General features: G+C 39.4%; 22 protein-coding genes. 14 read left to right on the forward strand and 8 right to left on the reverse strand.

Going from position 1 to position 22464, the window contains the following annotated elements:
• Nucleotides 1-241: 241 nt before the first annotated feature.
• From FCJ93_RS11825 to FCJ93_RS11840, 4 genes are read right to left on the reverse strand one after another with little or no spacing between them, the layout of a single operon-like run.
• Entirely contained in the window at nucleotides 242-1051 is an 810-nt protein-coding gene (locus FCJ93_RS11825; RefSeq protein WP_137743772.1) for an ABC transporter ATP-binding protein, read from the reverse strand.
• Nucleotides 1051-2082 (reverse strand): FecCD family ABC transporter permease, encoded by a 1032-nt coding sequence (locus tag FCJ93_RS11830; RefSeq protein ID WP_137743773.1) that lies wholly within the window; start codon nucleotides 2080-2082, stop codon nucleotides 1051-1053. Before FCJ93_RS11830 ends, FCJ93_RS11825 begins: the two co-directional genes overlap by 1 nt.
• Entirely contained in the window at nucleotides 2079-3119 is a 1041-nt protein-coding gene (locus FCJ93_RS11835) for a FecCD family ABC transporter permease (protein ID WP_137743774.1), read from the reverse strand. Before FCJ93_RS11835 ends, FCJ93_RS11830 begins: the two co-directional genes overlap by 4 nt.
• Nucleotides 3112-4182: an iron-siderophore ABC transporter substrate-binding protein gene (locus FCJ93_RS11840; protein ID WP_137743775.1), complete on the reverse strand. Its 1071-nt coding sequence runs from the start codon at nucleotides 4180-4182 to the stop codon at nucleotides 3112-3114. Before FCJ93_RS11840 ends, FCJ93_RS11835 begins: the two co-directional genes overlap by 8 nt.
• A 449-nt stretch (nucleotides 4183-4631) precedes the next feature.
• On the opposite strand from FCJ93_RS11840, the gene FCJ93_RS11845 reads away from it, so the two are divergent.
• The 4 genes from FCJ93_RS11845 to FCJ93_RS11860 all read left to right on the forward strand — a co-directional run bounded on the left by FCJ93_RS11845 (nucleotide 4632) and on the right by FCJ93_RS11860 (nucleotide 8309).
• Nucleotides 4632-5471 carry a tyrosine-type recombinase/integrase gene (locus tag FCJ93_RS11845; protein WP_137743776.1) on the forward strand — a complete coding sequence of 280 codons (840 nt, stop codon included), beginning with the start codon at nucleotides 4632-4634 and terminating at the stop codon, nucleotides 5469-5471.
• Between the two features lie 66 nt (nucleotides 5472-5537).
• Nucleotides 5538-6443, forward strand: a complete 906-nt coding sequence (locus FCJ93_RS11850; RefSeq protein ID WP_137743777.1) for a glycine betaine ABC transporter substrate-binding protein — start codon at nucleotides 5538-5540, stop codon at nucleotides 6441-6443.
• A gap of 95 nt (nucleotides 6444-6538) precedes the next feature.
• Nucleotides 6539-7672 carry an ABC transporter ATP-binding protein gene (locus FCJ93_RS11855; protein WP_137743778.1) on the forward strand — a complete coding sequence of 378 codons (1134 nt, stop codon included), beginning with the start codon at nucleotides 6539-6541 and terminating at the stop codon, nucleotides 7670-7672.
• 1 nt (nucleotide 7673) lies between these two features.
• Nucleotides 7674-8309, forward strand: a complete 636-nt coding sequence (locus FCJ93_RS11860) for an ABC transporter permease (protein WP_095314017.1) — start codon at nucleotides 7674-7676, stop codon at nucleotides 8307-8309.
• Between the two features lie 1734 nt (nucleotides 8310-10043).
• Here the strand turns inward: FCJ93_RS11860 and FCJ93_RS11865 are convergent.
• Nucleotides 10044-11216: an MFS transporter gene (locus tag FCJ93_RS11865; protein ID WP_095312264.1), complete on the reverse strand. Its 1173-nt coding sequence runs from the start codon at nucleotides 11214-11216 to the stop codon at nucleotides 10044-10046.
• An 81-nt stretch (nucleotides 11217-11297) separates the two neighbouring features.
• On the opposite strand from FCJ93_RS11865, the gene yeiL reads away from it, so the two are divergent.
• Nucleotides 11298-11969, forward strand: coding sequence for a transcriptional regulator YeiL (gene yeiL / locus FCJ93_RS11870; protein WP_095312266.1), 672 nt, complete (start codon nucleotides 11298-11300; stop codon nucleotides 11967-11969).
• A 91-nt stretch (nucleotides 11970-12060) separates the two neighbouring features.
• Here the strand turns inward: yeiL and FCJ93_RS11875 are convergent, their stop codons facing one another.
• Together FCJ93_RS11875 and FCJ93_RS11880 are read right to left on the reverse strand one after the other, a co-directional pair.
• A complete protein-coding gene (locus tag FCJ93_RS11875; protein ID WP_095312269.1) occupies nucleotides 12061-12471 on the reverse strand; it encodes a hypothetical protein in 411 nt (136 codons plus the stop codon).
• Nucleotides 12464-12718: a hypothetical protein gene (locus tag FCJ93_RS11880; RefSeq protein WP_095312272.1), complete on the reverse strand. Its 255-nt coding sequence runs from the start codon at nucleotides 12716-12718 to the stop codon at nucleotides 12464-12466. Before FCJ93_RS11880 ends, FCJ93_RS11875 begins: the two co-directional genes overlap by 8 nt.
• A 576-nt stretch (nucleotides 12719-13294) precedes the next feature.
• Here FCJ93_RS11880 and FCJ93_RS11885 point away from each other — a divergent pair.
• From FCJ93_RS11885 to FCJ93_RS11895, 3 genes are read left to right on the forward strand one after another with little or no spacing between them, the layout of a single operon-like run.
• Nucleotides 13295-13849 carry a bifunctional transcriptional activator/DNA repair enzyme AdaA gene (locus FCJ93_RS11885; RefSeq protein ID WP_170943627.1) on the forward strand — a complete coding sequence of 185 codons (555 nt, stop codon included), beginning with the start codon at nucleotides 13295-13297 and terminating at the stop codon, nucleotides 13847-13849.
• Nucleotides 13833-14741 (forward strand): DNA-3-methyladenine glycosylase family protein, encoded by a 909-nt coding sequence (locus FCJ93_RS11890; protein ID WP_095312277.1) that lies wholly within the window; start codon nucleotides 13833-13835, stop codon nucleotides 14739-14741. The genes FCJ93_RS11885 and FCJ93_RS11890 overlap by 17 nt, the downstream gene beginning before the upstream one ends.
• Nucleotides 14734-15216 carry a methylated-DNA--[protein]-cysteine S-methyltransferase gene (locus tag FCJ93_RS11895; protein ID WP_137743779.1) on the forward strand — a complete coding sequence of 161 codons (483 nt, stop codon included), beginning with the start codon at nucleotides 14734-14736 and terminating at the stop codon, nucleotides 15214-15216. Before FCJ93_RS11890 ends, FCJ93_RS11895 begins: the two co-directional genes overlap by 8 nt.
• A 107-nt stretch (nucleotides 15217-15323) precedes the next feature.
• Here the strand turns inward: FCJ93_RS11895 and pdxR are convergent, their stop codons facing one another.
• Nucleotides 15324-16784 (reverse strand): MocR-like pyridoxine biosynthesis transcription factor PdxR, encoded by a 1461-nt coding sequence (gene pdxR, locus FCJ93_RS11900; RefSeq protein WP_137743780.1) that lies wholly within the window; start codon nucleotides 16782-16784, stop codon nucleotides 15324-15326.
• A gap of 125 nt (nucleotides 16785-16909) precedes the next feature.
• Here pdxR and FCJ93_RS11905 point away from each other — a divergent pair, with 125 nt between their 5' ends.
• From FCJ93_RS11905 to FCJ93_RS11930, 6 genes are all read left to right on the forward strand, one after another.
• On the forward strand, nucleotides 16910-17515 hold the full coding sequence (locus FCJ93_RS11905) for a LysE/ArgO family amino acid transporter (RefSeq protein WP_137743781.1): 606 nt from the start codon (nucleotides 16910-16912) through the stop codon (nucleotides 17513-17515).
• A 113-nt stretch (nucleotides 17516-17628) separates the two neighbouring features.
• The gene (locus FCJ93_RS11910; RefSeq protein WP_095312288.1) at nucleotides 17629-18381 is read left to right on the forward strand and encodes a MerR family transcriptional regulator; all 753 of its coding nucleotides are present in this window, start codon (nucleotides 17629-17631) and stop codon (nucleotides 18379-18381) included.
• Nucleotides 18371-19306: an ABC transporter ATP-binding protein gene (locus FCJ93_RS11915; RefSeq protein WP_137743782.1), complete on the forward strand. Its 936-nt coding sequence runs from the start codon at nucleotides 18371-18373 to the stop codon at nucleotides 19304-19306. The genes FCJ93_RS11910 and FCJ93_RS11915 overlap by 11 nt, the downstream gene beginning before the upstream one ends.
• Nucleotides 19303-20034, forward strand: coding sequence for an ABC transporter permease (locus tag FCJ93_RS11920; protein WP_095312294.1), 732 nt, complete (start codon nucleotides 19303-19305; stop codon nucleotides 20032-20034). Before FCJ93_RS11915 ends, FCJ93_RS11920 begins: the two co-directional genes overlap by 4 nt.
• 247 nt (nucleotides 20035-20281) lie before the next feature.
• A complete protein-coding gene (locus FCJ93_RS11925; protein WP_235879467.1) occupies nucleotides 20282-20896 on the forward strand; it encodes a glycerol-3-phosphate responsive antiterminator in 615 nt (204 codons plus the stop codon).
• Nucleotides 20897-21130: 234 nt separating this feature from the next.
• Nucleotides 21131-22432, forward strand: a complete 1302-nt coding sequence (locus FCJ93_RS11930) for an ABC transporter substrate-binding protein (RefSeq protein ID WP_095312297.1) — start codon at nucleotides 21131-21133, stop codon at nucleotides 22430-22432.
• The last annotated feature ends 32 nt before the right edge of the window (nucleotides 22433-22464 follow it).

Consider the following 22464-nt stretch of genomic DNA (forward strand, 5'->3'; position numbering starts at 1 on the left):
AAAAGGAAGATCAGTTAATTGTTTTGGTAAGGTTCACTAATAGATGTTAATGTGATATTTGTTAGATAAAAAATAAAAAGAATAGACAGAAACAATCCCAATTAATAAAGGAATTTTGAAGTTAACTTGTGGGCATCTATTAAAAGAAGAAAAAGCAGGTGGAGAAAAATAGGTATTTTTTTTCACCTGCTTTTTTATGTTGATAGTCCTTAATCAGCATTTAGTAGAGGTGAGAGCTGCGTTACTTTCCTCTATTATCATGATATCTTCCGATTGGCACAACGGATGGAGAGCCTGAAATTGGATCTGCTATTACTGTACAGTTCAGTCCGAAAATATCCTTAATTAAAGTGTCAGTAATCACCCTTGTCGGCTCTCCCTCTGCGACAAGATGTCCTTGGTGCATCGCGAAAATATGGTCTGCATATCGTGCAGAAAGGTTGATATCATGAAGAACCATGACGATGGTCGTTCCGTATTTGCGATTTAGGTCTGTGAGCAGGTCAAGAATTTCAACCTGGTAGGTAATATCTAAAAAGGTTGTTGGTTCATCAAGGAATAATATATCTGTTTGCTGTGCTAATGCCATGGCAATCCATACACGCTGCCTTTGACCCCCTGAAAGTTCATCAATATTTCGATTGGCGAGATCAGTAATATTCATGATTTCCATTGCTTCAGCGACGGCCTCATAATCTTTCTTTGTCCATCCACTAAGCAATGATTGATGTGGAAATCGCCCACGCCCAACTAAATCTGCAACTGAAATGCCCTCGGGAACAATAGGAGATTGCGGCAGCAGTCCGACTATTCGAGCCAGCTCCTTTGAAGGAATTTTTCCAATTGGCCTTCCATCAAGCGTGATTTTTCCAGAGGACGGTTTAATTAACCTTGCTAATGTTTTTAGAAGTGTGGATTTTCCACAGGCATTAGCACCAATAATAACGCTAATTTTATTGCTGGGAATCGCAAGGCTTACTTCATGAATAACGGTCTTATTTTCATAACCTGCCACGATTTGCTCAGCCTGAAAAAGATGTGTCGGTTTCATTATAAATCTCCCTTTCGATTCATTCGGATTAGCAAGTAGATCAAGTACGGCGCTCCGAGTATTCCAGTGATGATGCCAACAGGGAATCTAACTTCAAAAGCAAATTGACCGATCAGATCTGCTGCCAAAACCAAATTAACGCCAACAAGCCCCGCGGGAATCATGTTTGAAAAGCCAACGCCCACCAGTCTTTTTGCAATCGGTCCCGAAAGGAAAGCGACAAAGGCGATTGGGCCCGTGGTCGCAGTTGCAAGAGCGATCATACAGACAGAGCTGACAATTAGCAAAATGCGGGCTCTGTCGGTATTCACTCCAAGCGTTGTGGCCGACTGTTCTCCTAATTCTAATAGACTTAAATGTTTTCCTAACACGAATACTATCGGGGTACAAATAAAAACGGTTAGCACGAGAGGTGGAAGCTCATGCATTTGAGAACCATTTAAACTTCCGCTGAGCCATCTAATTGCTGCCGGTATATCCTGTTGGGCACCTTTTAGCAGGAGGTAGGATATAAAGGCATCAAGCATAGCCTGTATTCCGATTCCTACTAAGATGAGACGTCCAATTGAAAATGTTTTCCCTTTAGATAATAGATAAATGACAATAACAGTGGCAAGACCAGCGATCACCGATACAATGGAAACGACTGTGTTACTCGTATGAAGGATAAGGATGCAAAAAACAGCAGCCGCGCTGGAGCCGGAAGTGATTCCGATTACATTCGGATTCGCAAGCGGGTTTCGCAGCATTGTTTGAAAGATGTGTCCACCGATCCCGAAAGCAAATCCGGCAAACAGGCCTGCCAGCATACGTGGCAAACGAATCGTATTGACCGCAAAAGAAACTCCTTTAATCTGTTCACCTGATAGTGATCGGATCACATCCTGGACAGGATAGATTGTATTTCCCAATAAAAGCATGGTACAGCTAAGGATAAAGGCAAGCACTGCCAATAAGGCTGTGACAAGAATCCATCGGCGCCGTCTCTGGCGCCGACCTGACATAATAAATTCAACAGAGTTATTTTTCATAATGAACGCACTTTCGCTTTCATAGCAATAATAATGAGTAACGGAGCCCCAATAAAGGCAGTTACAACACCGACTTCAAGCTCACCTGGGCTGCCGATCAGTCTCCCAAATACATCTGATATCGTTAAAATGATCGCACCTGAAAGAGCGGCCATCGGTATAACGAAACGCAAGTCAGGACCGAGAATAAGGCGGATGATGTGGGTGGACAAAAGTCCGACAAATCCGATTGGCCCTGCTAATGCAGTAGTTGCTCCACATAAAAGAACTCCAGCAAGGGCTGCAATCATTCTTAATGTTCCTGTCCGAACTCCTAGTCCTGTTGCTACATCATCGCCTAATGCTAGGGCATTAAGGGCTGACGCAGCTAGGATTCCGATCAGCAGTCCGAAGATCAAAAAGGGGATGAATGTAGTGATCGCGTTCCAATTGGCTGAACCAACGCTCCCTACTTGCCAAAACCTAAATTGATCCATGACATAAGAACGAGGAATGATAATGGCGCTCACTAGAGAAGAAAGGGCAGCGCTTGTCGCCGCCCCAGCTAAGACAAGCTTAAGAGGCGTGGCACCTCCACGCCCCATAGAGCCAATTCCGTAGACGAAAACGGCGGTAATCATAGCTCCAACGATCGCTAACCAAATATATTGATTCGCTGTACTAATGTTTAAGAACGCAATTCCACAAACAACAAATAGTGCTGCGCCTGTATTGACCCCGAGTATACTTGGATCGGCAATGGGATTGCGGGTGACAGCCTGCATAAGCGCTCCTGAAACACCGAGTGCGGCACCGCAAAAGACACTGAACACGGTTCGGGCAATTCTTTGTCGAACGACGTTTGCTCCATAAGAGTCTACATCCGGTTGAAATAAACCAGCGATGAGCTCATCTAAACCGACCGTTCGAGATCCGAGCACGAGCGACGCGATTACACATATTCCAAGCAAAATAAGACAAAGGCTCAGTACCATTGGAAAATTCCTCGGAATATGTGAATAAAGCGGTTTGTTTTTTGAAACAGATGAACTAGTCATTTAACTTTTCAATAGCTCCTGCAATTAATTCTAAATATTCGTCAATCGTATAGGCGATTGAAAGCGGGTTTGGGTTGCCTGACGCTGCTAAAGGTGTACTCGCTCCAATAAATACAACGGAGCCTCTTTCAATAGCGGGGATTTTTCCAAGCAAAGGATCGGCTTTAACTGCTTCATATAAACTTTCATCCCCGTAACCGATAATAATATCGGCATCGTTCAATATGTCTGCATTTTCCGCACTTATATTTAATGAATAACTTGAAGGATCAGCAATCTCACTTGTAACACTTTCAGGATACTCCATTCCTAACTCGATTAGGAAGGAACCGCGTGGGTCAGTAGGTGTATAGGCATGCAGCTTGGACATGTCTTGAGCTGAGAAGTTGACCCATGCAACTTTTTTCCCTTTGATTTGTGGATACTGATCCGCTTTTTCTTGAATGAGCTCTTCTGTATCTTTAATTAATTGTTCACCTTCTGCTTTCATGCCCATACCTGTTGCATTTAAAAGGACTTGTTCACGCCATGTGGTAAGCCAAGGTGCCGTTTGGTACGGAACAACCGGAGCGATTTCATTTAAAATATTGTAGTCTTCCTGAGTAATACCTGAGTAGGCTGCTAAAATAACATCTGGATTTGCGTCTGAAATTGCCTCAAAATCAAGACCGTCTGTATCTTGAAAAACATTTGGATCGTCAACACCAAGCTCTTTCAGCTTTTCAGCCGTCCATGGCAATAGCCCGCTGTCATCTTGAACGCCATAATTTGCAGCGGAGAATCCCACTGGCACTACTCCAAGGGCAAGCACAACATCATGGTTTGCCCATTGCACCGTTGCTACTCTTTCGGGTTTGCTTTCAATCACTGTTTTTCCAAAGGCATGTTCAATGACAATTGGGTATTCAGTATTTTCTTCCTCAGAAGAAGGTGTTTCTGTTTTTTCAGTATCAGTATTTTCAGATGTTGTTGCTTGCTCAGACGAACAGCCAGCTAGTACGATCATGAATAGTGCTGAAATGATTAATACGCTTAATAATGACCATTTTCGATTTAATCTCATTTTTTTCATCCTTCTTAAATGTTTTGTATTCATTCGTTCATTTTAGAAGCCCAATCCATTTATCGAGGGCATCTCGTATTTGGATAAACCAATATGTAGATTGCTAGTATAGGGACACTCCTTATTTTTTTGAGAATGATTTTCAACTTCAATGATAATCATTCTCAAGAAGAGAGTCAATGAAAAAATTGCGAAAATTTCTTCATTGGATTTTTTAACTAGATTTTCAGATTGCTAGCATCTGGGAGGATGTTTCAGGATTCACAAGGATATGTAAGAATGAAGTGTTTAACTTTAGCTCACTCTCAATTATGATGACATGATGGGAATTTTTCGAAAATTTGCAGTTTGAGTTAACATCACGTTAAACACTATAATATTCATCATAGAATCACTTTCATCATAGAATTTACGTTCATCTGCTGAATCTTTTCTGGAAGGTGTGATGTATGAAGGAAATATTGAGGCACTATGAAGATGATTTAAAAAGAAGAGAAAAGGAAGCAAGTACAACAAAGATGTATGTTCATGTGATGAAGCAGTTTAATACGTGGCTTGAGGCTAAGCAAAAAAAGCTGGCGCAACTTACAGAAAATGATGTTTTTCAATTTCGGGAACATTTAGTTGGAAAAGGTTATAAGGTTGCCACTATTAATAAGTTGATTTCTGTATTACGTACATTTTTAGTATGGGCTACTAAAAACCATTACATTCAAATGAATATACCAGAAAATCTTCGCCTATATGAAGATAAAAGAAACACCCCCATTAAATGGCTCACTGCCGAAGAAGAATCGAAACTTCTACAAATTTTAACCCTTGAGAAAAACCCTTTCAAAAAAGCCCGCAATGAAGCTCTTATCTATGTGCTGCTGTATTCAGGTTTGCGAATTGAAGAATTGAGTCATTTACAAACTGAAGCAGTCACGAAAAATACCATTCAAGTTATTCACGATGGAGTTTTATCCAGAGAAGTCCCGTTAGCTCAAAAAGTGGCTGAAAAAGTATTTACTTGGATTCATGTTAGAAGTTCTACTGGAAAAGAAGTGTATTTAAATAGTCCATTTTTATTTGTGACGGAACGCTCTGGGAAGATGCAGCCACGCGCTATTCAATTTGTCCTTGAAGTGTATAGTGAAAAATTAGGGTTTCCAATTACCTCGCATTTATTAAGAAATACGTACTGTAGAAGATTAGTTGAAATTGGTTTTACGGTGGAACAGGTAAAACAATATGCAGGTCATAAATCCATTACTACTAGCTACAAATATTTCACATTTGATTGTTGATATCAATAAACCTATAGGCTAGGCAAAAGCTTTGCCTAGAAATAAGGAAACTTAGGAGGAACAACAATGAAAAAAATCATAACGATTGTATTTACAGCACTTCTTATGTTTGCGCTTGCTGCTTGCGGGAATAAATCTGGAGAGGCTGAACCAGGCAAGATTGTCATTTCAGGGAAAGAATTTACAGAGCAAATTATTCTTAGCCATATTATGGCAGAGTACTTGAAGGCAAAGACGGATTTGGATGTTGAAGTAAAAGAAGCGTTAGGTGGAGTGTTCGTATTACAAGAAGCGATGAAAAAAGGCGACATTGACATGTATGTAGAGTATACAGGAACAGGCTATTTAAACGTTCTAAATAATGAATATGAACCTAATCAAAGCCCTGACGAAATTTTTGAGGCAACAAAGAAAGGATATGCTGAGGAGTTTAATATAGCTTGGCTGGAACCGCTAGGATTTAATAATACGTATGCTTTAGGGTTAAGAGAAGAGCTTGCCGACGAATTGGGATTGCAGACATATTCTGATTTGACTGCAGTTGCACCAGAGCTATCATTCGGGGCAGATCCAGAGTTCTTTGAAAGAGGAGATGGATTTGATGCATTAGCGGAGGCGTATCAGTTTGATTTCGGTGTAAAGAGAAATATTGATCCTGATTTGCAATATACGGCTGCTAAAGATGGAGAGATTGATATCATTACAGCTTTTTCAACAGATGCGCGAATCGATCAATATGAATTGGCGATTTTAGAGGACGATCAGGAGTTCTTCCCGCCATATTACGCTGCACCAATTGTGCGCCAGGAAGTATTGGATGCAAATGAAGGACTTGAAGACGTTATTAATGAGTTGGCAGGCACTTTGACAGATGAAAGAATGAGAGAGTTAAATGGCCAAGTTAATTTAGAGGGAAAAGAGCCAAAGGATATTGCAATTGAATTTTTAAAAGAAGAAGGCTTAATCGAATAATCGATTGCTCATGAAGCTAAAGGCTGTGTGACTAATGTACACAGCTTCTTTTATCAAAAAAATCATGTGAAAATCAAAAGCAGAGAGGGATCGATATGATTAAATTTGAACATGTTACAAAGAAATACGAGGATAATTTCATGGCATTAAATGATATAAATTTAGAGATTCATAAGGGCGAATTAGTCACGCTCATCGGTCCAAGTGGTTGCGGAAAAACGACGACGATGAGAATGATAAATAGGTTGAACGAACCGACGGCAGGGAAGATTTTTATTAACGGAGAAGATATTTCAAAGATGGACCCAGTTGAGCTAAGAAGAAATATTGGCTATGTTATTCAGCAGATTGGTCTATTTCCCCATATGACGATTGAAGAAAATATTGCGCTCGTTCCAAGGTTGAAAAAATGGGATGAAGCAAGATATAGCAAGAGAGTAGATGAACTATTGGATTTAGTTGGTTTAGATCCTTCCACTTTTAAACATCGTTTTCCGTCTGAGCTAAGCGGCGGGCAGCAGCAGAGAATCGGTGTAATTCGTGCACTTGCGGCAGAGCCTGAAATTATTTTGATGGATGAGCCGTTCAGTGCGCTTGATCCGATAAGCCGAGAACAGCTTCAGGATGATATCGTCAGTTTGCAGGAGGAGATTCAGAAAACGATTGTTTTTGTAACCCATGATATGGACGAAGCCATTAAAATTGCCAATCGAATTGCCATCATGAAAAAAGGGGAAATTGTTCAGATCGACACTCCAGATAAAATTTTGCGCCATCCTGCCAATGAGTTTGTAAAGGGATTTATAGGTGAAGAACGATTGAACCAAGGAACGTCCATGATCCCATCGGTAACCGATCTCATGCATTTCAATGTGGTTACAACTTCGCCAAGGCGCGGGTTAGCAGAAGCGTTTCGTCTGATGAAAGAGAAGAAAGTAGATAGTTTATTTATTACTGATAAGCGAAAAACCTTTTATGGTGCCGTTTCTCTTAAGAAGCTTGATGAAAACTATAAAAATGAGAGTTTAACAGTGGCCGATATTATGCAAACAGATATCAAGACGCTGAGTGCTGATGCCGTCGTAACAGATGTGGCGGAGCTTTTCCACGGCAGTGATATCGGAACGATACCGGTGTTGGAGGAAAATAAGCTAATCGGAGTCGTTACTCGCTCCAGTATGATGAGAGGGCTTGCGGAGTGGAATCATAGTAGTGGAGGGAATCAATAATATGGATTTAATCAATACATTTATTAATCGTAAATCGGATATTTGGACTGCTTTTCAGGAACATATTTTTTTAGCGGGAATTGCGATGATGATTGCGATCGCAATCGCTGTTCCACTTGGAATCATTTTAACAAGATATAAAAAATTGGCCGAACCCATTATTGGCGTAACGGCCATTATTCAAACTGTCCCCAGCCTTGCATTGCTCGGATTTATGCTCCCTATATTTGGGATTGGAAAGGTCCCAGCGATTATTGCCTTAACTCTTTATGCACTGCTCCCCATTTTACGCAATACGTATACGGGAATATTAGGAGTGGACCCTGCTTTAGTTGATGCAGGAAAAGGCATGGGGATGACGTCAAGGCAAATCCTATTTATGGTTGAACTGCCATTGACATTGCCTATCCTCATGGCGGGAATCCGCACAGCAACCGTATTAACGATAGGAGTCGCCGCTCTTGCAACCTTTATTGGCGCTGGCGGACTTGGAGATTTAATCACAAGAGGACTAAACGTCATGGATAAAAACTTGATTTTAGCTGGTGCAATTCCGGCAGCCATATTAGCCATTGTCTTTGATTTTGCTTTAAAGAAACTCGAAGACAAAGTAACGCCAAAAGGGCTGAAATCTTAAATTTTATCACAAAGCACAAATATTATTGTGGCCACACCGCTAAAAAGCAAGGGGAGAACTGTTTCTTCCCTTGCTTTTGGTTATTTGGTCATTTACGGGCATCTACATACCTTCAAAAATTCCGCATTCATTGTGCGAATGAACGAGGTCAGCCTGCGCAAATGGAGAAACTGCCCCAAACGTAATGTCATCGAAGTTGGTGTTAAGGGCTCGTTCGCATTGAACACCGAAACGAAAAAAAACGATTTGCTTCGCTCGCGATGGTTTATGCGCAATCAAGTGTTGAAACGGCGCAAATGTCTCCGATCTATGCGCAATCAAGTGCGAAAGCGGCGCAATCATCCTTGATGCATGCGCAATCAAGAACTAAATCAGCGCAATTCCTCTCAACCGGAGTACAATTAATCAATGAAAAGCCGTAATTCCAACGGGATGCGAAGTTCATCCAAGGAAACAGCGTTGTTGGCAGCAATTTTTACATTTGAATGAACCGATCTTTCCTTGAATGTAGTAGATGTATTATCATTTGCAAGATTCTATTAGAGTACAAGGAATTGCAACCAAGGTGGAAAAATATTTTTCACTTTATTTAATCATAAAACTGCACCCCTAAAAGTTAGTTTGCACTCTAACTTTTGAGGTGCAGTACAGAAGAGGAGGTTTTTAAATAATAAAGATCTATAAAAATTTTATAATACCTATGCTTAACAGTATAATAGCAATGATAAACCAAAATAAGGCTACTTTGTTTTTTATCATATGTAGTCCTCCTTTTTTATTATACTTATATATTGATAACACTATAACAAATTAAAAAACAGAGCCAAAAAGACCTCTGTTTTTAATTTTGTTTAGCATGCAGAATACCATGCAGTCGGAACAAATAGTTAATAGTTAAAATCATGCCTCTGTTTTTATCTCTACTAACGAAAATCCAAACACCAATTCCAGTTACTGCAGCAATAAGCTAGTTACCCATCTGGGAGGACTCAAAAAGTATGCTACAGTCGCATTTAAAGCAACTACTCTATCACCATGGATAGCTAGATTCCTTTTTAGTTTTTGTACAAAGGTATGTGAGCAATATACCTTAAGGACTTACCATGTAAATTCCCAATCAAAATTTTTTTAACAATATCCATAATTTGTGGTTTGATATGGGCATTAAATTTGTTTTTTTGAGTGTTAATATGTTAATAGTAAGCAAAACTTGCTGTAAGGGCTAGTAAGCTAATTATGAGGGTGAGAGAAGTTAAAAAAAGATAGGTTTTCTAAAGCATTATAACACTTCTTTTATTTGGTATGTTTAGTTATTTTTACCATTATATTTAGACGATTGTCAATTAATTTCCAGTAATATCTAAAATTATTACGAAATCTTCATAAACTTGGATGTTATTATTTTTTATAATATATCAAAGAATTGCTGTAATAATGAGAGGGTATATAATTTATAAGAATATTCAAGGTGGTCATGAGATTGGATTATGAGGTTATGGCTATTTCTTTGTTTAAAGAAAGGAATCTTCAGTTTCTAAAGTATGCTATGCTTCTTGATTCTGTTGATTTTTGGCTCTTTTCGTAAGAATCTTAGTTTCTCACGTCATTAAAGCTATGCAAAAAAGATAGCTCTGACTTTGATGAAATGCTGGGAGAAAGCTTGTCCTCTCCCTCGTTTCGTCGAGTCAGAGCCAAAATAAGCCTCAAATGCATAATCAACTGTATTGTTTAATATTATGTGGATGCTAATACTTCTTTTTTATGCTCCAACTTCCTGTACACAAGTGCAATGAGCAGTCCAGGTATGGTACAAGCAATCATTCCGATAAAAGCATATCGTGGTTCGATCTCGTATAAAAAGCCGCCGAATACAGTGAAAACAGCTGTACTCCAGCTTAGAGCAAGCGCGGAATAGACACCCTGTGCTTTTGGAATCTGAGCATGGGGGATATTTTTGATTAAGTATTTCATAAAGGCATAATGTCCCATTGCAAATGAGAAGGCATGCAAAGTTTGAGCGAGACAGAAGACAAGGACATTTGGAAATGTAAAGACTAATATCCAGCGCAAGGTTGAACCGATAGCTGAAAGGGTCAGCAAAGAGCCGACAGAAAACTTTTCAAAGCTTCGATCTGCCATAGAAAAAAAGATGATTTCCGCAATGACAGCAATATTTAGAATAAGACCAATTAAGTATACAGGCGCATGAATGTCTTGCAGGAAAATATAGCCATAGTTGTAATAGGTAGCATGGGCGGCCTGCAATAAAATCACAATTGTGAGAACTAAGCTAAAGTGTTTAATTCGAAATAATTGGAGCAGACCCACTTTTTGCGACGGCTCGATTTTAGGCTTTGAAGTTAAAATAACAGGTGCATTCAAAAAGCCGAGAGCGACAAATCCCATTATTCCGAGCAATAGTGCCCAATAAATCACTTCATCGCCAAGAATCCCTGTAAATATCGTTAATACCATTCCGATGGAGATAAATCCGATCGATCCCCACTGGCGACTTCTGCCGTAATGCCTCAACTGTTTACTTTGAACAAGAATTCCAGCAGCAGTATCAAGGGCTGGCATCAATGTTGGATAAAAAACATGCAAAACAATTGTTATCATAAGCAAGCTTGTGAAGGAGTCTGCCGGAATATAACAGAGGATTGCTACAAGTGTACCAATTCCAGCAATATTCAATAAAGTTTTGCTGCTGACTCTTTCTGATAAATAAGGGAAAGCAAATAAGGTAGAAAGCCCTCTTGCCAGTAATCCAAAGCTCATGATTAAGCTTGCCTCGGAAACGGTAATTCCTTTTGTATAAATCATCCATCCTGACCAATAAGGTAGGAAAACCCCCCATGTCATAAAAAAAGTAAAAAATTGTGTACTCATCCAGCGTTGTGTATTCATGTATATCCTCCTTCATGATTGCATGATATCATGGAATAAAGATGTAATAATATGAGATATCTCATGTTTTTGAGGTGGAAAATGGAAATATACAAAGGAAAGAAAAAACAATACTTTATGGAACAGCACTCTATCGCCCATTTATTCTCTTTTCCTGTTGAAGAGTTTATCGAAGTACGTGAGTATAAGCGGGACGAATGGATCATTCAAGAAGGAATGAGACCGGATTTTCTTTTTTATGTTATTGGGGGAAAGGCGAAAATATATATCACCCATCAAAATGGAAAGGTATCATTGATTAATTTTATCAATGCTAATGAGTATATTGGGGAAATGGAATTATTGAATGATGTTTATTATACAAAGGGGATTCAGGCCTCAACGAAAACGATTTGTTTTGCGCTTCCGATCCATCGCTATCGAGGACAGCTGTTAGAGGATGCAAAATTTTTACGTGAACTAACGAAGTTTCTCAGCGTCAAGGCCTCGGTAATGGCAGCGAAGTATTCGCAAAGCCTCGCTTTTCCACTTGAAAATCGGCTTGCTGATTTTATCCTGCAAACAGCTGATGAAGGAGTATATAAAGAAAAGCATGTAGCCGTCTGTGATTATTTAGGTGTTTCTTACCGTCATTTATTGCATGTCCTCACGCAATTTTGTGAGAAAGGTTACATGCAAAAGGATGGAAGGGTTTATCATATTAAAGACTATGCCTCCTTACATGCGCTAGCTGATGTGCTGGGAAATAGGTAAAGGAGTGCATAGTTTATCAGCCTACACACTGATCCCAGTCCTCAGCTTGTCATCACCGATACAGAAAATTATTGAAATATAGTGTCTCCTTCTAATTAAGTGGTTGGTTATTACCGTCCACAATGACAATATCGTTTTGATTAATAGTTACATTTTTCTCCTCTTCAATGATATTGATCATCATTTCTTGTAATGTTTGCATCGACGCTTCATCAACATTTTGTTCTAAATCCAAAATGATAGAGAGAGATAACTTTCCCTCACCTAGTTCAGAGGCGACTAATGAAACTGAATCTGTTGTCGTATCTAATTGTTCAACGAGAAAGTTTACTAGTTTTCTTTCTACATTCTTCAACCCCTCAAGCTTTCTTTCCTCGACCGTATTGGTCTCAATGTGATTTGAAAAAGCCTCTCGATTCTCAGTTTGAACCGTTTCATTACTCCCGCAGCCCGATAATAGAATAACTAAAATAATTGGCGCAAATAGAAGATTTTTAAGCATCTCTCTCATCTCGCTTTCTTAAAAATGGCAGAGTTTGTATAGGTGCCAATTTATTTTTTTGAAGTACTCTTGCCATTCCATATACCGTTAGAATGGACAAAGGAAAAAGGAGAATGATTAAAACTAGAGCAATGAAATCTGTAGTTGGGGTAAAGGGTACAAAACTATTAAAAATGAAGCCTAAAATTTTGAAATAGAGATAGAATATAAGGCAGGTTAAAAGTAATTCAATGATACGTCTCAACATGGACCAGCACTCCTAAACCAATAATCTTTATTTTAACATATTCTTACAAATAAAGGTGCGTTGGTATGAAATTGATTTCATCTATTTATTGACTAGGATAAACTAGAGTCAGGTAATGAAAATGAGTAAGTTGCTCCTTAAACGAGGAAGAAATACAGGCGATCTTGCAGGAACTGGTTATAGTGACATATGAGAAAAATACAATCCTTCTGAAGCAAGGAGAAGTTGCGAATAAATGTTATTCTGTCCTACAAGGCTGTGTTAGAAATTACTTTGTTGCTTCCGAAGGGACATTTTTTTGTTATTGTATCACTCTCCTGTAGATGCTGAAGAGAGTATATCATGAGGAGTGATTTTAGTTCATTGACTTAAGTTAAGAAATGAAAATAATTGCTCATTTTCAGACCATAAGAGCAAGAATAAGGACGAGAATGCACGTCTGCTCTTGTTAAAATAAAGTTCAATAGTTTAAGCGCATGCAAGCTTCAATATAAAAGTATAATCCGTTCTTTATTAGATCGTATTTAAAAGGTGGTGGAAATATTGACGTCAGGCCTCAACCTTACTTTTGAAGAGATGTGGGAAAAGATCATGGCGTGTGATCGGAAATATGATGGTCTCTTTTTTACGGCGGTAAAAACGACGAAAATCTATTGTCGTCCATCCTGCCGTTCCAGAAAACCGAAAAAAATAAATGTGGAGTTTTTTTACGATATGAAGGAAGCAGAAAAGGCGGGTTATCGGCCATGTAAGAGATGTCAGCCTGAAGCAGCCCATTCTCCACAAGTGGAATTAGTAAAAAACGTTAAAGCGTTTTTACTTAATCATTATAAGCAAAAGTTAGAGCTGCAAGATATAGCGGCGCATGCTGGCTTAAGTGCTTATTATCTTGAAAGAGTGTTTAAACAGGAAACGCAGGAAACTCCGAGAACTTATTTGGAAAAAATTAGGGTGGATAAGGCGGCTTATCTTCTCGCCACAACCGATCGAACAAATCTTGAAATTTGCTATGAAGTTGGCTTCCAAAGCTCTTCATCTTTTTACAAAGCATTTCGCAGTTTAAAGAAATTCTCACCAAGTGAATTTCGTACACTCGCAGTCAAGGATGGTCATCATGAACTGGATCATTAAAGGCTCATCTATTGAGATTTATCCACCACCTAATTTTAACATTCAAGAGTGTTTGTTTTTCCTAGGGAGATCGGATAAAGAAGTGACGCATCGAATAAAAGATGATCATCTGTATAAATTGATAAAAGTGGATGAAGAAGTCATTTTGTTAAACATCAGCTATTTTCCGCATGTCATTAAAGTTGAGTTCCCTATGGGGACACCGTCGAATTGCAGTCTTAAAGGCGCAGTCTCATATATATGGGAGTGGTTTGATTTGGATAAACCGCTAGAGGAATTTTATAAAATGGCAAGAACGGATAAAATTTTGCAGCCGCTCATTGATAGATATAATGGTTTGCGAATTATAGGGATTCCAGAGCTCTTTGAGGCATTGACTTGGGCGATTATCGGTCAACAGATTAACTTAACCTTTGCTTACACATTAAAGAAGCGTTTCGTTGAACATTTTGGAGAAAGCTATGAGATTAATGGATATACGTACTGGCTTTTTCCTGACGTTTCGACGGTCGCATTATTGCAGGTGGAAGATTTGAGAGCTCTTCAATTTACCGCTAGGAAAGCTGATTATATCATTGGGATTGCGAAATTGATGGCAGCGGGGCAATTGTCAAAAGAAAGATTGCTTCAGACGGAGCATTCCCATGAAATTTATGAGCGTCTGTTGGATATTCGCGGTGTGGGAGCATGGACGGCAGATTATGTCATGATGAAGTGTTTTCATCATTCATCTGCTTTTCCTCTTGCTGATGTTGGTCTTCATCAAGCATTAAAGAAACAATTGGCGCTGGAGAGAAAACCGACGATAGAGGAAATAGAGGAAATGGCAATGAACTGGAAAGGGTGGCAAGCCTATGCTACCTTTTATTTGTGGAGGTCCTTATATGAGTAAACGATATCAATTAGACTACGAATCACCAATTGGAATCATTGAGATTTTTGGCAATGAAGAAGGAATTTACTCGATTTTGTTTTCTGAAAAAGATACACTGGAACATTTTGCCGATGATAACCTTCCAAATCCATTACTGGATTGTTTTCATCAGCTTGAGCAATATTTTAGTGGAAGCCGGCAAGACTTTGCCTTTCCCTATCTTTGCAAAGGGACTGATTTTCAAAAAACAGTGTGGACCGCTTTGACTAAAATACCCTATGGAGAAACGGCTACCTATAAAGATATTGCGGTTTCAATTGGAAAGGAAAACGCCGTTAGAGCCGTTGGACGTGCCAACGGACAAAATAAATTAAGTATTGTCGTCCCTTGTCATCGCATTGTTGGTTCAAATGGCAATTTGACTGGTTACGCAGGTGGTTTATGGAGAAAAGAGTGGCTTCTCAAGCATGAGATGGGGATAAAGGTAAGATAAGCTTACTTGACTTAATTTGAATTAGGACATTGTCCAACCTTTTTAAAAAGGCGATTTCTCCTTTGCACCGCAGCGATGCTGGATGAAGCACTCCAAAGTTACTGAAGTTACCGTAACTTTGGAGTGTGGTGAGCAATAAGCTCTGATAAACGAATGAGTCCTCTTTCAAGTTGTTCAAAGGAAGCATATGAGTAGGATATGCGCAGATGATCATCGTCAAGTTTATCGTAGATTAGTCCGGGATTCAGCAATATTTTCTCTCGAAGTGCTAGTTCGAATAGTTTTCGAGTGGATGCGTTTGTTGTCAGTTTGAGCCAGATGTAAAAACCCCCTTTTGGAATAGACCAAGTTGCGAAATTCGAAAAATATTTTTCTAGAATGTGTACAGTAAAATCTCTTCTTTTTCTTAGTTTTGTTCTTATTCTTTTTGCATAATCAGTAAACAAACCATTGCTTAGCCATTTTTCTACTGCGTATTGGGAAAGGGAGCTTGAGCCGTAATCAGTTTGCATTTTAATATCAGCCAAACGGTCGATAACAGGTTCAGGTCCGACGATCCAGCCTATTCGCAGCCCAGGGCTCAATATCTTTGAGACACTACCAATATATAAAACATTTCCTTGAGTATCCTGTGACTTTAAAGGCAGTGGCGGCGGGCTATCGAACCATAAATCACTGTACACGTCATCCTCAATGATGGGAAGAGCTGCTTTTTGGCAGACCTTTAATAATTCCTGCCGCCTTTGTTCAGACATAACAATACCTGTTGGATTGTGGAAGGTTGGGATTGTATATAAGAGAGCAGCGCGATGCTGTCGTTTCAGCTGATCAATTTTCTCAAATTTTACCCCTTCTTGGTCTAACGGTACTCCTAGCAAATTCATTCCCGCCGATTGGAATACGTGCACGGAGTTTAAATAGGAGGGGGACTCGTGCAGAATCGTAGCGCCCCTTTCTAGCAGCCCGATTGAGATTAATTGCAATGCTTGTAGCCCGCCTGAAACGATCAGAATGGATTCAGGGGAGGCGACAATCCCTTTAGCTCGTAAATATTCACTCACTTTTTGCCGTAATGAAAAGCGCCCTTTAGGTTCAACATAGCCAAGAGATAGATTCTCCTTTTGGGTATCTTGAAATATTTTTAGCATTTGCTCATTTGGCAATAGCTCGGGAGACAGCTCGCCAGTTCCCAATCGGATGACAGTTGGATCAGCTTCAGAGCGATTGATCTCTTGGATGATATCAATATTCGGCTTGTAGATTCCTGAATTAACATAGCTTTTCCAATCGGGAGGCGGCATTGAAGTAAGGAGACTCCAAGTGTTATTAAGAACTTCCGACCCACTACCTACCTTTGATTGCAACAGGCCATCAGCAATCAATCCTTCAAGTGCGTAAACGATCGTACTTCGATTCACTTCAAACTGTTGTGCCAAGCTTCTTTGGGTTGGGATTTTTGTACCGACTGTCCATTCCCCATTTATAATTTTTCCTTTTAAATAATCATAGATTTGCTGATGCAACGGTATAATAGAGTTTTTGTCTGGCTTCCAATGAATGTCCCGCATACGCAACCTCCGCTCTTGCTTTCTTTCATTTTAACAAATTGGTTGGGTTATAGACCATCCAATTGGTTGCAGACAGAAAGCTATTGTTGAAGTACTCTAGAGAAAAAAGAGGAGGTAACGATAGCGTGCAAGCAATTATTCACGGTACTCTTTTAGCGTTCGGGCTAATTTTACCTTTAGGAGTTCAAAATATTTTTATATTTAATCAAGGGGCTGCTCATAAGAAACTGATACATGCTTCTCCAGCCATCATAACAGCTGGAATCTGTGATTCTATTCTTATTCTTTTAGCCGTGCAAGGTGTTTCGGTGGTTGTGCTAAATTTTGAGTGGTTAAGAAGTTTACTGTTTATTATTGGCTTCTTCTTTTTAATATATATGGGATTTGTTATGTGGAGAAGTGCTCCTGAAGAGAAGGGGGACAGTCAAAAACAGTTCTCCGCCCGAAGGCAAATTGCTTTCGCAGCATCCGTTTCATTGCTCAATCCCCATGCGATTATGGATACGATCGGGGTGATTGGCACAAGTTCCCTTGCCTATTCAGGTCAGGAGAAGTGGCTTTTTACGGTGGCCTGTATTTTTGTTTCCTGGGTTTGGTTTTTTTCCTTGGCTTTATTAGGTCGGGGAATTGGACAACTAAGGAATAATCAGGTCCTTTTAAAGCGCGTGAATCAAGTTTCAGCAATTATTATTTGGACGATGGCCGTGTATTTGATATTAAATTTATTTTAAATAGCTTTGCTAGCATATTGTATCTCAAAAGGATCTTGGCGTTTTTTAAAATTTACTCTTGAACACAACGTTACGTTTGGTTTTATACTTAAGGAAACAATGGGAGGTGGGTCATGTATACGATAGGAAAATTGTCTAAGAACACGGGGGTGACGGTGAGGACGCTTGATTATTATGATGAAATTGGTTTAATCAAACCATCAGCTAAAACGAGTGGGGGCCATCGCTTATATAATGACGATGATTTAATGAAACTAGAACGTGTTTTAGCACTAAAATACATGGGATTTTCACTGGATAAAATCAAGGTCATCGTGGAGAATTCAAATCCGACTTGGGAACAGTCAATCCAACAGCAATTAAATTTGGTGAAAAAGGAACAAGAGCGATTAAAGGTGTTAGAGCATACTCTTAATGGCATATTGTATTCTATTGAACTTGAAGGGGAAGTAAGCTGGCCCATTATCTTTAGTATTATTCAACTGTACCAACAAGACCCGGAAAAGGCATTGGAGCAGTATAAGGAATATTTGAATATAGAAGAAATGAAAAAAGTAATGAAAATGAATGCAACGAATATGAGTAAAGAAGATATCCAAGAGTGGATAGAGTGCATCAAGGATATTAAGAATCATCTTGATCTTGAACCAACCTCAGATAAAGCGCGGGCATTAGCTGAAAGATGGCTAAATCAAGCAGAGAAAATGTTTGATTGTGATGAAAATTTACTTGGGAGTATGTGGGGGGCATTGAAAAACATGGAGGAGGGGATTGTTTTTTATCCTATGGATAAAGATGTAGTCCATTTTATCGAACGTGTTTTTACCGTTAACAATCAGCAAAGGGAGAGAGACGATGATTCTTAATGTGGAGAATGTAACAAAAGCTTTCTCTAGTAGAGGTAAGGAGAAAATAGCGAATGACCACTTATCATTTACGATCAATGAGGGAGAAGTGTTTGGGCTGCTTGGACAAAATGGGGCTGGAAAAACGACATTAGTCAATCAAATCCTTGGTTTATTAACCCCGGATCATGGAGAGATACTTCTTTTAGGAAAATCCGTACTTAAAGCACCAGCTCATGCTCGTTCCATTTGTTCAGTACAGCCGCAATCCCAAGTTCCTTTAGGCTCATTAACGCCAAAGCAGGCTGTTACTTTAATGGGTAAAATGAGAGCGGGAAAAGGTTTCAATCCGAAACGGGTTGATGAACTATTCGAAGCGTTGGATATGACGGAGTGGGCAAATGTAGAAGGAGTGAAGCTATCAGGAGGTGCCCAAAGACTTACAGCTTTTTGCATGGCGGTTGTCGTTCCAGGGCAATTAGTCATATTGGATGAACCGACGAATGATGTGGATCCTGTGCGCAGGCGTTATCTATGGCAAGTAGTCCGCAGTTTAGCTGATCAAGGAACGGCAGTTATTCTCGTTACTCATAATGTCCTTGAGGCAGAAAAAGCAGTTGATCGTTTAGCGATTATAAGTCACGGGAAATTTTTAGCGCAAGGAACTCCGAGAGAGGTAAAAGGTTCAGTAAGTAATAAAGTGCGGATCGAGCTAAGTTTAGTTAATGAAATAGAAGAAGTTAGCGTCCCAGATTGGGCGCATTCTTTACGCCGAAATGGTTCACGTTTATTGTTTTCGATGGATCCATCCAGGATATCGCCAACGATTGACTGGATCACTGACCAAGTGGACGGGGGGCTGGTTGTTGATTATTCGATCTCACCAACAACGATCGAGGATGCCTATATTGCTTTAAATTCCAAAAAGACGGAGGGAGTGTCATGAATGGATTAAGTGCCTACAAGTACGTCTTTCAAATTCAGTTCTTCAGAAATGCTGGCTTTCTCATCTTTATGACATTAATCCAAATACTAATCTCAATAGGGATCGTGATTGGCTTCACTTACATGATTCCAAGCCCCGATACAGATACCATTCTTTTTCTCACAACAGGAGCTCCAACCATTATTCTCATCTTTTCAGGATTAGTTATTTTGCCTCAGCAAATTGGCAGCGCTAAATCTGATGGATACTTGAACTTTATGCGCACGTGGCCAGTCAACCGTTCTGTTATTCTTGGGGCCGACACGATTCTTGGATTATTGATAACCATTCCGGGAATTGTTGTTTCGACGATTGTTGCCCATCTTATGTTTAATCCAGGATATGATCTATCTTGGACAGTCGTTCCTGCTTTATTAATGATTGCTTTAACCTCCATTGGTGTTGGCTATGGGTTTTCATATTTGTTATCGCCGGTAGCGTCGCTGAGTGTGTCACAAATTGTTGTATTTTTTTCATTGATGTTCTCCCCGGTCAATTATCCGATGGATAGACTCCCGGAATGGCTTCAAGCGCTGCACGAATTCTTGCCAATTTACTCAATGGCAGAAGTGATGCGGGCGTCCTTGGCTGCTTCTACTTTTGATGCAAGTCTGGGTAATTACATTAATTTATTGATATGGTGTATTTTAGGATATGGTGGAGCCATTTTTATTTTAAATAAACGCTAATAGCAAAATGAATCCATGATAGGGCAGCAATCAAAAAGAAAGGCAGAGTCCAGCTTCAATAGGACTCTGCTTTTATCTATTAAGCTGCTGCAAGATGAGAACATCAATTAATAAAATAAAACTTACAATATATGAATTTTCCGCTTCAGATATGATTACTGACTTTTTCCCTTGTATGTGTATCAAAAACAATTTATGCTACCATAGGTTCAAGCAAGGTTTATATAAAACAGAAAGGACAAGGAGCATGGGAGAGAAAAAGGAAGGAATGGTATTAAGAAGCAGACTGGAAGAATACAAAATGGTGGCTGCTGTCAAAGAGCCAAAATTCATCGAGCGTGCGCTGGCAAATAAGGAGCATTTAAGTGCAGTGCTGTTAATGACGGGGACGATATTAACGGTAAAAAGATATGTCGATTTTATTCAATCCCATGGTCTTCCTGTCATCCTCCATGTAGACAAAATTGGAGGATTACAAATGGATCGGGATGGAATTGAATTTATTAAGAGAAATGTAAAGCCGACCGCCATTGTGACGACTAAATCAGCAATCATTAAAAAAGCAAAATTGAGTGGACTATTCGTGATTCAACGGGTCTTTCTAATTGATACAGAAGTATTTAAAAATTTGGAAAAGGACGCCAATCAAAAGCAAATTATTTCAGATATGATAGAGATCATGCCGTGCAGGGCACCGGATTTTTTAAGAAGACTAGCAAAAGTATCACCTGTGCCCATTATTACAGGTGGTCTATTAAATCAGTCTGAACATGCAGAAGAGGCGTTAAATAATGGAGCCTTGGCGATTACAACCTCTAATGCGGAAATGTGGGAATTAAATTTTAAAAATAGATCATTTTAGTATTTTACAAAAATTTTACGATAAATAAATACCTTATTAATAAATTCTTTCTATAGTGAAGATATCAAGTGAATAGATAATCGGTGCGAACAGAGAGACCTCTTATTAAATGTATAGATTCATATATACATTTTATTTGAGGTCTTTTTTGCGTGCGTTTTTGTGAGGTGGTTGTGAACAAGCTTTTATTTCGTACGAATAAAAAATTTACTAGACGAAAAGGAGAAGGAAAAGATGAAAAAGCTCGTTATTTTATTCACATTTGTAGCAGTCCTGCTTGTTGTTTCCGCTTGTGGGAAAAAGGAAGAAACAACTGCTAACAAGACTTCAAATGAAGGTGGGAAAACAGTTATTGAGTATTGGCATGTTAACGCGGAGACGCAAGGTGGAAAAACAGTAGATGAATTGGTAAAAGAGTTTAATGCTCAGAGCGAGACAACGGAAGTAATCGCTAAATTTAATCCAGATATGTATAAGGGATTGATGCAAAACCTTCAGGCAGAAGCTGCTGCTGGAAAAGCACCGGCTATCGTGCAGGTAGGATGGTCCTTTTTAAATTACTTTGCTAACAACTTTGAATATTCATCACCTCAAGCAATTATTGATCAGTATTTCCCGGAGGACAAAACGTTTTTAGAGGATTATTTCTTGAGTAATGTTTTAGCTTTAGCACAAGGTCCAGATGGTGAACAAATAGGGATCCCTTATTCATTAAGCACACCGGTCCTATATATCAACAGGGATCTTTTAAAAGAAGCAGGGTTGGACGAGAACGGTCCAAAGACATGGGAAGAAGTGAAGGAGTTCTCCAAAACGATTAAAGAGCAAACAGGGAAATTTGGAGTATACATCCAACAGCCTGCAGATAACTGGGCAACACAAGCTTTATTAGAAAGTAATGGTGCGAAAATGATTACGGATGGAAAAGCAACTTTCGCCTCTGAAGAAGGGATAAAAGCTTATCAATTATGGGCAGACATGGTGTTAGAAGACCAATCAGCGCCGAACCTGCCTTGGGATCAAGGGATTCAAAGCTTTATTGATGGAAATGTAGCGATGTTATATACCACTATTGCTCAGCGCTCAAATGTCCAATCGAACTCTCAATTTGATGTGGCAGCGATAAAATCACCAGCATGGGAAGGGAAATCTCCAAAGCTTCCAGCAGGTGGTGCGATGTTAGCTATTACAGCAAAGGATGAGGAGCAGAGGAAAGCTGGCTGGGAGTTTATGAAGTTTCTTTATAGTGTGGAATCGGTGGCTAAATGGACTGAGGGTACGGGATACGTGCCACCGCGTAAAGATGTTGCCGAAGCAGAAAACGGATTGAAAGATTTCTTGGCTGAAAATGAGATGATGAATGCAGCCATTGAACAGATGGATGGCGTTGTTCCATGGACATCATTCCCTGGGGATGCAGGCTTGCAGGCAGAACAGCTGTTGCTCGATGTTCGCGACCAGATTCTTGGGGGAAGTATTTCAGTTGAAGAAGGTTTAAAGGCAACAGAACAACAAATTAACGAATTATTACAGTGATCGAGGATATGGTAAGGGAGCCTAAACCGGCT

The organism is Robertmurraya siralis (genome assembly GCF_005502275.1).
GTDB classification, from domain to species: Bacteria; Bacillota; Bacilli; order Bacillales; family Cytobacillaceae; genus Robertmurraya; species Robertmurraya siralis.